This is a genomic window from Clostridium sp. AF22-10 (genome assembly GCF_003478725.1).
Classification (GTDB): Bacteria; Bacillota; Clostridia; order Lachnospirales; family Lachnospiraceae; genus Otoolea; species Otoolea fessa.
Genome location: NZ_QUFZ01000018.1, coordinates 1 through 12,272, shown reverse-complemented (window position 1 = coordinate 12,272; position 12,272 = coordinate 1). Strand labels below are relative to the sequence as shown.

The window sequence follows — 12,272 nt, the reverse complement described above, 5'->3', positions numbered from 1 at the left end:
TAAACCGGAAAGGAGGGCGCAGGTGCAGGATGAAGTAAACGAAAAAACGATGGCATTGTGCATCAAAGGCGGAAAAATCTCGGCACAGATTCTGAAAGCAGCATTGACAAAGCTGTTGGCAGAGATCGAGAAGAAGAAACAGCAGTCGAAGAAGATGGGAGGGCAGAACCGATGTAAGAGAGGAAAGCAGAGCATCAAGAGCTTGCAACAGAGCGGCGCACAGCTTACCAATATCGTTGTCACAGACAATAACATCAAGTCGTTTGACCGGGTAGCTAGGAAGTACGGCGTTGATTATAGTCTGAAAAAGGCAGAAAAAGAGGGCAAGACCGAATATCTGGTCTTTTTCAAGGCAAAAGATGTGGATGTTATGACGGCGGCATTCAAGGAATATACCGGAGTTTCGCTGAAAAAGGAGCAGCGGCAGTCCATCCGCAAGAAGCTGGAGCAGGCAAAGGAGCGTGTTGCCAAGCATCGTGAGATCACCAAGGAAAAGACGAAAGACAGAGGGCAGGTGCGATGAGCCAGAAAAAGAAAACGACCGCACAAAGCAAGCGTCCGCGCAAAGCCCCCTCCAACCAGACAGGTGGAACGGCATGGGGCAAGAAAGCAGCGGCGGCAATCAGCGGAAAGATGCAGTCGGCAGATATGAAAAAGCTGATCCTGCTGAATTTTCCTTACATTATCGCCTTTTACATGGTGGAGAAAGCCGCATGGCTGTACCGACACTGTAATGGCGATACCATCGTGGACAGGCTGATGGTTCTTTTTATGAACTTCGGTCTGGCCTACAAGAGTTATCTGCCAAGTGTCCATCCGTTCGACTTGCTGGTGGGTCTGATCGGTGCAGCAGCACTGAAAGCCGTGATCTACTTTAAGGGGAAGAACGCAAAGAAGTATCGTCAGGGAGAGGAATACGGCTCTGCCCGGTGGGGCAATGCCAAGGACATTGAACCTTTTATTGACCCGGTATTCGAGAATAATGTGCTACTCACCCAGACGGAACGGTTGATGATGAGCGGCAGACCAAAGCATCCGAAGTATGCCAGAAATAAGAACGTCATTGTGATTGGCGGCTCTGGCAGCGGCAAGACACGATTTTTCGTGAAGCCCAATCTGATGCAGATGCCCGAAAAGGTCAGCTACGTCTGTACTGACCCGAAAGGTACGATCATCATTGAATGCGGAAAGATGCTCTCGGATGCCGGGTACAAAATCAAAGTCCTGAATACGATCAATTTCAAGAAGTCGATGCACTATAACCCGTTCCACTATATCCGCAGTGAGAAAGATATTCTGAAACTGGTCAATACCATCATCGCCAACACGAAAGGAGATGGCGAGAAGTCCGGCGAAGATTTCTGGGTCAAGGCAGAACGCCTGCTCTACTGCGCACTCATCGGCTATATCTACTATGAAGCCCCGGAGGAAGAACAGAACTTCTCCACGCTGCTGGAATTTATCAATGCCAGCGAAGCCCGCGAGGACGATGAGGAATTTAAGAATCCCGTCGATGAGCTGTTTGAGGATTTGGAAAAGGCGAAACCGGAACACTTTGCCGTGCGGCAGTACAAAAAGTACAAGCTGGCGGCAGGTGTTGTATGCTCTAAAAGACTTCTTAATCAAGCAGTTGGGAAGTCTCTTAGAACACACAACCTAAAACCGAAGAAAGGAGCGCAAGTTATGAGAAAAAACGAGAAAATCACAGCTCTGTACGAACGATTGAGCCGTGATGACTTCGGCAAAGACGATGACCAACAGCGTGAGAGCAATTCCATTTCCAATCAAAAGGCTATGTTGGAGGAGTTCGCCGCACGGCAGGGCTTTACGAACATTGTCCATTTCACGGATGATGGTATTAGCGGCACTTGCTTTGATCGTCCCGGATTTTTGGCAATGATGAAAGAAGTGGAAGCCGGGAATGTGGAGTACCTGTGTATCAAGGACATGAGCCGCATGGGTCGTGACTATCTGAAAGTCGGTCAGATTATGGAAATCCTGCGTCAGCGTGGCGTGCGACTTATCGCCATCAATGACGGCGTGGATAGTGCCAGAGGTGACGATGATTTTACCCCTTTCCGCAACATTATGAACGAGTATTACGCCAGAGACACCAGCCGAAAAATCCGTTCCACTTTCCAGTCCAAAGGCAAGTCCGGCAAGCACCTCACAGGCACGGTCATTTACGGCTATCTCTGGAACGAAGCAAGAGACCAATGGTTGGTTGACCCCGAAGCCGCAGAGGTGGTCAAGCGTATCTTTGCCATGACGATTGAAGGCTACGGTCCGTATCAGATCGCCAGCAAACTGAAATCGGAAAAGGTGCTTATTCCGTCCGCTTACCTTGCCCAGCACGGCGAGGGCGTGAACAAAAACAAGACTTTCAAAGATGTGTACGGCTGGGGTTCTTCCACCATCTGCAACATTCTTGAAAAGCGTGAATATCTGGGACACACCATCAATTTCAAGACCCGAAAGCACTTCAAGGACAAGAAAAGCCATTATGTCCCGGAGGACGAATGGACGATTTTTGAGAATACGCACGAAGCCATTATTGACCAGCAGACCTTTGACCTTGTGCAGAAAATCCGTGGGAATGTCAGACGCTACCCGGACGGCTGGGGCGAAGCAGCTCCCCTCACGGGCTTACTCTATTGCGCCGATTGCGGCGGCAAGATGTATGTCCACCGCACCAACAACGGCAAGCGCATTTCTCAATACACCTGCTCACAGTACACCAAAGTTCCTTGCGGAACGCTCTGCAAGACCCAGCACCGTATCAATGAAGATGTGGTACTGTCCCTTGTCTCTGAAATGCTGAAATCCATTGCCGAGTATGCGAAGCATGACAGAGCCGAGTTTGTCCGTGTGGTGCAGGAAGCGCAGTCCAGCCAGCAGACCACAGAGGTCAGGAAACAGCGGACACGCCTTGCCACAGCAAAGCAGAGAGTTTCCGAGCTGGAAGTCCTGCTCTGCAAAATCTACGAGGACAACATTTTAGGAAAGCTGTCCGACAGCAGATACGCCACTCTGGACGCTCAATATGAAAAGGAGCAGACCGAGCTTACCGCCGAAATCTCTGTTCTGGAAAAGGCTGTCAAGAGCTATGAGAAACACGAAAAGGACGCTGACCGTTTTATCGCTCTGATTGACAAGTACGAGAACTTCGACAAGCTGACCATTGCTATGCTCAACGAGTTTATCGAGAAAATCCTTGTGCATGAGCGTGACCGCAAAGGCAGTATACAGACCACACAGGAGGTCGAGATTTACTTCAATTTTGTCGGGCGTTTCGTTCCCCCAGCGTTTGGAGAAGTGGAGCTTACTCCGGAGGAATTAGAGGAAATCCGCAAGCGTGAGGAACGCAAGGACAGGCTTCATCAGAACTACTTGAAGCGGAAAGCCAGCGGAGCGCAGAAGCGATACGAGGACAAAATCAAGGGGAGAAAAAAGGCAGAAATCGAAGCCAAGAAAGCCGCTATTCGTGCGGAGGATATTGCAAAGGGAGTGTTCGTCCCTGTCAGCAGTTTACCGCAGAGAGAGCCGATGAAAGGAGTACAAACAGCATGAATATCACTTATACACAGAACGGCGATTATCTTATCCCGAACATCGTTATCCGCAAGACCAAGCCCCTCGGACACTACGGCAGACTTCGCAAGGCGTATCTGGAAATGCACCGTCCGATACTGTTCAATGAGCTGGTGCTATCCGACAAGCTCTTTGAGCATTGCGCCGAGATTGACGAAGCGGCACGAAACCGCATGGAGCTGATCGTGCGGTCACTGGCAGAGCAAAACGGCGTGACCGAAAGGCTGAAAGCCAAAAACCAAATGGAATGGGTGCGGCAGATGAACGCTTGCAAGGCACAGGCAGAGGAGATTGTGAAAGCGGAATTGATTTATGATTGAGCGAGGAAGTCCGGGCAGAAAACTGTTCGGACTTTTCTCAGTTTGCGCGCCATGGGCGCGCTCTAACGGGTGTAAGTCCCGAACACGCCCAGATAGTGGGAAGTGTATAGCCGAACAGCAAGGGTGTCCATCGCGAGGTGGAATCTGAAGGAAGCTGTAAGCAAATCTCTGGTCCGACGGACAGAAATCACATAGAAGGCTAGGCTGCGAGAGATAAGTTGGCTGAAAGCAACAAAGTCTAATAACTATCACCTTTGTAGTAGCAGAGTAAATGTGGCGGATATATGGAGAGAAAGAGCGTGCACCTTAAGCGTGGAGGTCTCACAGAGGTTCCATTAGCTAGTAACAACGAACTGTGAGAAGTCAGCCGAGCCCATAGTAGTGAAGAAGTCTCTGTAATGGAGATGGAGCAAAGGGGCGAACAATCAATAAGTTTGAGTATGTCTTGAATTGCAGAAATGGCAACATCTGCCGTAACCAATCGGGAAAAGGGTGGTCAAATCAAGCGAGACGGAAAGGAAAGAACGCATGGACACAAGTAGTCTAATGGAGCAGATATTATCTAGTGATAACCTCAATAGAGCATATCTGCAAGTCGTACGAAATAAAGGTGCAGAGGGAGTGGACGGAATGAAGTACACAGAACTCAAGGAACATCTTGCAAAGAACGGCGAAATCATCAAGGAACAGTTGAGGACAAGAAAGTATAAACCTCAGCCAGTACGAAGAGTGGAGATACCAAAGCCTGATGGCGGTGTCAGAAACCTAGGAATACCAACAGTAACAGACAGATTTGTACAACAAGCCATTGCGCAGGTATTAACACCAATCTATGAGGAACAGTTCCATGACCAAAGTTATGGATTCAGACCGAATAGATGTGCACAACAAGCAATCCTAACAGCACTTGATAGGATGAATGACGGTAATGACTGGATTGTAGACATCGACTTGGAAAAGTTCTTTGACACAGTAAATCATGACAAGCTTATGACTATCATAGGCAGAACCATTAAAGATGGAGATGTCATCTCTATCGTTAGAAAATACCTTGTCAGCGGAATCATGATAGATGATGAATATGAGGATTCCATTGTGGGGACACCACAAGGAGGAAATCTCTCGCCATTATTGGCAAACATCATGCTGAATGAACTTGATAAGGAAATGGAAAAGCGAGGGCTTAACTTTGTACGATATGCGGATGACTGTATTATTATGGTCGGAAGCGAAATGTCTGCCAACAGAGTCATGAGAAATATTTCACGATTCATTGAAAAGAAGCTAGGGCTCAAAGTCAACATGAGCAAGAGCAAGGTAGATAAACCACAAGGACTTAAATACCTTGGATTCGGTTTTTACTTTGATTCAAGAGCGCATCAGTTTAAGGCGAAACCACATGCAAAATCGGTAGCAAAGTTTAAGAAAAGGATGAAAGAATTCACTTGTCGTAGTTGGGGTGTCAGCAACAGTTATAAAGTAGAGAAGCTTAACCAGCTCATTAGAGGGTGGATTAACTACTTCAAAATAGGAAACATGAAAACACTCTGCAAACAATTAGATTCAAACATTCGTTACAGACTTCGTATGTGTATATGGAAACAATGGAAGACACCACAAAATCGTGCAAAGAACTTGATAAAACTTGGAATTAACAAATATACAGCATGGAAAGTTGCATATGCAGGGGATAGGATTGCCTATGTATGCAACAAGGGTGCTGTGAACGTTGCAATAAGCAATGAGAGACTAACCAGATTTGGATTAGTCTCAATGATGGATTACTACGCCGAAAGGTGTGTTACTTGTTAAGTTGATTGAACCGCCGTATACGGAACCGTACGTACGGTGGTGTGAGAGGTCGGGAAAATTTATTTAATTTTCCCTCCTACTCGATTGTAGTCCAAAGTTGCGGTAGAATTGTTCACGAGTTTTATGGTACAATTTATGCGAATAAAGAAAACGGAAAATTAGAATCTAACAAGAGAATGTGGTTGTATGAAAAAATCCATATTAGTATTTTGGGCAATCGTGTGTCTGTTACCTATTCAAAGGAGGTTTAAGAATTTCAAATGAAACATATAAGAAATATATTGCTGTTGATTACGATTATTTTTGCTTTTGTTATGCAAGCTGAAGTATATCAAAATATGCTCTGGAACTTTAATGGTGCTTATTATTTATCGTCCAGATACACAACTACTAATGACGATATGGATTCATTTTTAGCCAATGCAGAAGATACAGCTGAGAAGCATGGTGTTCATATTTTTTCGACTTTTAATCAGAGAGTTTCTAATTATCAGACAAGACTTTATATTTATGGTGATGATACCGTTGTTCGGGATAGTCTTAAAAGCACAATGGATATTGAGGAAAAAACATATACGGCTTTGATAGGCGGAATCACCGTAATAGAATTTGAAGATTTTAGAGAAGCAAAAAACACAGGCAATGGACAGGAAATAATGGTCAGCTATATCGGTGATGATGATGACATTATTGCCACATATCAAGATTTGGCAAAAGAATATTCTATATCGCAGCCAGAGTTTTGGCAATCAACCGAAACTGATATGATGTTCATTGTTTGGGGCATGGTTGCCATATTGATGATTGTACTTAATATGATTGAGGTGATACGCAGACAAAAGGAAGTAGTTGTACGAGCTTCTCTGGGCGAAAATGCTGCTGTGATTGCTCTAAAAGCTGTAGTGGCTGATATGATTTCATATGCTGCATTATTCGTCTTAGCAAAGTTGCTTGTTTCTCAATTTATATCGGGAGCGTATGAAGATCATCTCATTTTGGCAGTGTATTGTGCCGGAGCAGTTCTTTCCGTAATTCCTTATGCTGCTTTTGTCCGCTTTGATGTAAAAAAAGCCTTTGCCAATGCTTCAGATAAAAAAGGTATGTTTTATCTTCTGAACGGTCTTAAAGTATTTGCTACTGCTATGACAATTTTTACAATAACTACAAATCTCAGTAGCATTCAAGGTAATTTACTTACAAACACTACTCTTTTAGAAAATCATTATAATGATTATTATTTTGGAGTTATGCAGATTGAACCTCCTTTTGAAGAAAATGAGGAGGAATCCAAAGAGAGCAAATTTTGGAATGACCTTTACGAAAATGAATACAACACGATAAATCCGGTGGTCTGCATAGGCAGCCGGATAAGCGATACGGATAATTATATTTTTGTAAATCATAATGCCAGAGATATGCTGCAAGGGTTTTCTGATATGCTTACTGAAGATGATGAAAAAGAAGATATCGTGGTCTTCGTGCCAAAGGGAAGAAATGCGGAGTCTTACAAAGATATCGCCAAAAAGGAAATTGACTCTCTTACCAAAAATGCAGAAGCGCTGCGTGTTGTCTATAAAGAATATTCCGGCAGAGAGCGGTTTTATTATCTCAACTCGAACAGAGAAGAGGCGATTGACGGATTGTCAAGAGCAACAAATCCGATTGTTATTTATCAGGCAAATGAGGCTGTTGCTTTGAATGGAAGTTATATCGAAACAGGAACATATAATGGTGAGGTGATCTACGGATGCGATGAAAGCACAATTCGTAATGCTGCGAAAAAATATGCAGAACAGCTTGGTCCACACTATTTTATGCTGACGAATGTCGGGGAGGATTATACTTATAGTCATAGTTTCCTCGTGAAACTGATTGGCTTTATAAGCTCTCTTTGCGTATTAGTATTGCTGTTAGATATCGCTATCATCATATCTGAAGTGAAAATGGAATTTAGACTTAATGCGATGGAAATCTCCCTCAAAAAGGTTTTGGGCTATCGCTTTTATGAAAGGCACAAAAGATTTATTTCCGTTAATCTCTTAGAAAATATAGCCGTTGTGATATTGATTTGCATTGTTTCGCTTTTTATATCTAACGCAAGTGTCGGGATTGCTTTACTGGTTGGAGCATTGCTCACCATTATTGAAATGGCAATCATTTTCACAAATGTTATGTGGGTTGAAAAAACAAATATCTCAAAGTCCTTGAAAGGTGGATGTTTATGATTATAATTCGTGGCTTAAATAAAGCATTTGGAGAGAAAATAATTTTCTCCAACTTTAATTTGGAAATTCCGGATGGAAGTTTTGTAGTAATCAGCGGGGATAGCGGCAGTGGAAAAAGCACTTTGCTCAATATGATTGGTGGTATCGAAAAGCCGGATAGCGGCAGTATCATAATCGAAGGGCTGAATATTACCCGGCTTAAAAATAAAAACAGTTTTTTTGCGGATACAGTGGGGTTTCTTTTTCAGAATTTTGCACTGCTTGAAAATAAGACAGTTAAAGAAAATTTAAGTTTGATTAAAAAATCAAGCCGAACTAAAGTATCACTTAAAGAAGCTCTTAATCGTGTGGGGTTATCAAAGGAAGTTAACAAAAAAGTTTATCAGCTTTCCGGTGGTGAACAACAGAGAGTTGCTTTAGCTCGTCTTATGATGAAAAAATGTTCTGTTGTTTTGGCAGATGAACCTACTGGCTCACTTGACAAGAAAAATAGAGATATTGTTATGAGGTTGTTGCACGAACTCAATGAAGAAGGTAAAACGGTTATCATTGTTACCCACGATCAGGGTATTATTGAAGATGAACCTTATGTTGTGAAAATCTGAGAGTACCTCTTAGAAATGTCTTGATCTACATTTTATATAATTTGGGTCAGAAGAAAATCCCTTTAGGAACTAAAGGGCGCACTTCTATACTCTCCTATCGGGAGTATGTGCGTCCTGCGGAGCTCATTCCCAGTCAGCAGAAGAAAACTGCCCGACCGAGAATGTTTCGTCACTTCGTTCCGTCAAGGGAGCTACACTCCCTTGCGACGCTTGTGCGTCTATCCCTTGTGGACTTGCCGTCCGCAAACAGCATAAAATGCTGTTCGCCGCCAGCAAGTTTGGAAAAACAAATACTGAAAATCAGACCGTTGACTGGTCGCAATGTGCGAAAAGTTGACGGTCTTTTTTTATCCCAAAAATCAAAAAAAGGAGGTCAATCACAATGACAAAACCGAAAACCCTTGACCAGCTTCGAGCCGAAAAGGAACGAGCCGAGACGCAGCTTGCACAGGAACAGCACAAGTTGGAGCGTCTGGAGAACAGAAAGAAGTATCTGGAGAAAGGCGAACGCACCAAGCGCACCCACCGCCTTTGCAATCTGGGCGGCACGATTGAGAGCCTTGCCCCGGAGGTCAAAGATCTCACACGCACCGAAATGACAGAGCTGATGGAACACATCTTTTCCCTGTCCGAAGTCCAGCGAGCCGTCCGTCACATGGCGATTACCCACATCAGCCAAGCAAACAGAGAAAAGGAGTTGAAAGCCGATGGCACTATTTCATCTGAGCGTCACGCAGACTAAGCGAAGCGCAGGACAGTCCGCTATTGCTTCTGCCGCCTACCGTGCCGGGGAGCGATTGTATAGCGAGTATTACGGCGAATACAGCGACTACACCCGCAAGGGCGGCGTGATCTGCTCCGATATTCTCCTGCCGTCCCATGCACCGCCCGAATACGCAGACCGCCAGACCCTATGGAACGCCGTGGAAAAAGCCGAGCGTGGAAAGAACGCCCAGCTTGCATACAGCTTTGACATTGCCTTGCAGAATGAATTTTCCCTTGAGGAAAACATCGCTCTTGCAAGGCAATTTTTGTTGGAGAACTTTGTGAGCCGGGGCATGGTGGTTGACTTCGCCGTACACCAGCCAGACAGGGAGGACGGCGGCATACCAAACCCACACTTCCATGTGCTTTGCCCTATCCGTCCCATTAAGCAGGACGGCAAATGGGGGCTAAAGCAACGCCGGGTGTACGAGCTGGACGAGGACGGCAACCGTATCCGAGACCAGAACGGCGAGTTTATTTTCAACGCCGTTCCCACTACCGACTGGGGCAGTCCCGAAACGCTGGAATACTGGCGGCAGACATGGGCGGAGCTATGCAACGCCAAGTTTGCGGAAAAGGGGCTTGACGTTCGTATCGACCACCGAAGCTATGAGCGTCAGGGCGTGGAGCTTCTTCCCACCGTTCATGAGGGCGCAACCGTCCGGGCAATGGAGAAGAAAGGCATACGCACCGAGAAAGGCGAGTTCAACCGCTGGATCAGAGCGACCAATGCCGTTATCCGGGACATCAAGAAGAAAATCGCTCTCCTGTTTGATTGGATTGTCGAAGCAAAAGCAGAGCTTGCCAAGCCGCAGGCACCCGACCTTGTTTCTCTGCTGAACGCCTATTACACCCAGCGCAGAGCCGGGGCATATTCGCAGAAAGGCAAGGTCAGCAATCTAAAGGAGATGAACGAGACTTTCAATTATCTCCGGGCAAACGGCATTTACTCCCTTGAAGATTTAGAAAGCCGTGTCAGCGAACACAGTGCTGCCACAGAGAGCTTGAAGAAAACGCTGGACGAACAGACCGCCCGAATGAAAGCAATTAAGCAGCTCTATGACAGCTCCGCTGCTTTCCAGAGCTTGAAGCCTGTCTATGACGGCTTGCAGAAAATCAAGTTTGAGAAGCCCAGAGCCAAGTACAAGGCAGAGCATGAAGCGGAACTGAAACAGTTCTACGCCGCCAGACGAAAGCTGACCGGGGAGTTCCCGGACGGCAAGGTGGATATGAAAAAGCTGTCCGACGAGTATGACGAGCTGGAACAGGCGCACGAAACCACCTATGGCGAGTTTAAGGCTGTCAGAGACGATTTACACCGCCTTTGGAAGGTCAAGTCATGTGTAGATACTGCCGCCCGATTTAACGAGCGTACAGAGGAACAAATGCTCCAAAATCGACCCCAAACACGACACAAAAAGGAGGAACTATCCCGATGAATTACACCCAAGCGCAGATTGACCGGGCAAACGCCGTCAGTCTGGAAGATTTTCTCCGCACACAGGGAGAGACACTTATCAAAAGCGGACGGGAATACCGCTGGAAAGAACATGACAGCCTGACCGTCCGGGGAAACAAGTGGTTTCGCCACAGCCAGAGTAAGGGCGGCTATCCCATTGATTTCGTCATGGAGTTTTACGGCAAGTCCTTTCCCGAAGCCGTCCAAATGCTGACCGGCGAAAGCGGCGAAGGACAGACCGAAGCCACCACAGCACCGCCCACAGCGTTCCACTTGCCCTTGCACAACCGAACAGCCGACAGGGTAATTCAATATCTTTGCGAAAGCCGGGGTCTCAACAAAACGCTTGTTGAGGCTTTTCTTCTTTCCGGGGATATTTACGAGGACGCAAAGCGGCACAATGTTGTCTTTGTCGGCAGAGACCGAAACGACACACCGAGATACGCCCATGTGCGAGGAACGGCAGACCCATTCAGACAGGACATTGCCGGGTCTGACAAGTCCTATCCGTTCCGCTATGAGGGAAACGGCAACCAGCTCTTTGTCTTTGAAGCACCGATTGACCTTTTGTCCTTTATCTGCCTTTATCCGCAAGACTGGCAGACAAGGAGCTACCTTGCCCTGGGCGGCGTTTCAGGCAAAGCCCTTGACCGTTTTCTTTCTGAACGCAAGGACACCCAAAAAGTGTTCCTCTGCCTTGACAGCGACACCGCAGGAAGCGAAGCCTGTACCCGACTGGCACAGTCCATTCCCAGCGAGATCGCCGTCATTCGCCTTGTCCCGGCAAGGAAAGACTGGAACGATGTTCTCCGTCAGCAAGGGGACATTCCGAGCCGCAAATTCATAGCCGAGACAATCACGCTGCGAGAGCTGCCCACCGCCCAGCCTGTTCCCATGCTCCGCATGGCAGATGTGGAGCTGACGAGCGTGGAATGGCTATGGTTTCCCTATATCCCCTTTGGAAAGCTGACGATCATACAGGGCAACCCTGGCGAGGGCAAGACCTACTTTGCCATGCGTCTTGCGGCGGCTTGCACCAACCGAAAGCCCTTGCCCGGTATGGAAACCCTTGAACCGTTCAATATCATTTACCAGACTGCCGAGGACGGTCTGGGTGATACGGTCAAGCCCCGACTGATGGAAGCAGACGCAGACCTTGAAAAAGTGCTTGTCATTGACGATAGAGACACACCACTGACCCTTGCCGATGAACGCATCGCAAGGGCAATCCCGGAAAACAACGCAAGGCTGGTTATCATTGACCCGGTACAGGCGTTTCTGGGCGCAGATGTGGACATGAACCGGGCAAACGAGGTGCGCCCGATATTCCGCAGTCTGGGAGACATTGCACAGGCTACCGGGTGCGCTATCGTGCTGATCGGACATCTCAACAAAGCCGCAGGAACGCAAAGCACCTACCGGGGATTAGGGTCTATCGACATTACGGCGGCAGTCCGCAGTCTGCTCTTTATCGGCAAGCTGAAGGACAGCCCCA

At 46.8% G+C, this 12,272-nt stretch carries 9 protein-coding genes; all 9 read left to right on the top strand.

Annotated elements, in window-relative coordinates; genetic code table 11:
* Positions 1-22: 22 nt before the first annotated feature.
* On the top strand, positions 23-523 hold the full coding sequence (locus DWX91_RS12270; RefSeq protein ID WP_118539043.1) for a PcfB family protein: 501 nt from the start codon (positions 23-25) through the stop codon (positions 521-523).
* Between the two features lie 110 nt (positions 524-633).
* On the top strand, positions 634-3,570 hold the full coding sequence (locus DWX91_RS12265) for a DUF4368 domain-containing protein (RefSeq protein WP_118539101.1): 2,937 nt from the start codon (positions 634-636) through the stop codon (positions 3,568-3,570).
* A complete protein-coding gene (locus tag DWX91_RS12260; protein WP_118539041.1) occupies positions 3,567-3,911 on the top strand; it encodes a TnpV protein in 345 nt (114 codons plus the stop codon). Before DWX91_RS12265 ends, DWX91_RS12260 begins: the two co-directional genes overlap by 4 nt.
* Before the next feature lie 528 nt (positions 3,912-4,439).
* Complete coding sequence (gene ltrA / locus DWX91_RS12250) at positions 4,440-5,723, top strand: group II intron reverse transcriptase/maturase (RefSeq protein WP_117995321.1); 1,284 nt, start codon at positions 4,440-4,442, stop codon at positions 5,721-5,723.
* 260 nt (positions 5,724-5,983) lie between these two features.
* Positions 5,984-7,948 (top strand): DUF1430 domain-containing protein, encoded by a 1,965-nt coding sequence (locus DWX91_RS12240; protein WP_118539037.1) that lies wholly within the window; start codon positions 5,984-5,986, stop codon positions 7,946-7,948.
* The gene (locus DWX91_RS12235; RefSeq protein ID WP_002593328.1) at positions 7,945-8,553 is read left to right on the top strand and encodes an ATP-binding cassette domain-containing protein; all 609 of its coding nucleotides are present in this window, start codon (positions 7,945-7,947) and stop codon (positions 8,551-8,553) included. Before DWX91_RS12240 ends, DWX91_RS12235 begins: the two co-directional genes overlap by 4 nt.
* A gap of 382 nt (positions 8,554-8,935) precedes the next feature.
* Positions 8,936-9,295 carry a DUF3847 domain-containing protein gene (locus tag DWX91_RS12225; RefSeq protein WP_003500140.1) on the top strand — a complete coding sequence of 120 codons (360 nt, stop codon included), beginning with the start codon at positions 8,936-8,938 and terminating at the stop codon, positions 9,293-9,295.
* Positions 9,261-10,757, top strand: a complete 1,497-nt coding sequence (mobQ, locus tag DWX91_RS12220) for a MobQ family relaxase (protein WP_118539035.1) — start codon at positions 9,261-9,263, stop codon at positions 10,755-10,757. Before DWX91_RS12225 ends, mobQ begins: the two co-directional genes overlap by 35 nt.
* Positions 10,754-12,272: AAA family ATPase (locus DWX91_RS12215; protein ID WP_118539033.1), on the top strand; the 1,519-nt coding region annotated here is incomplete at its 3' end. The genes mobQ and DWX91_RS12215, both read left to right, overlap by 4 nt.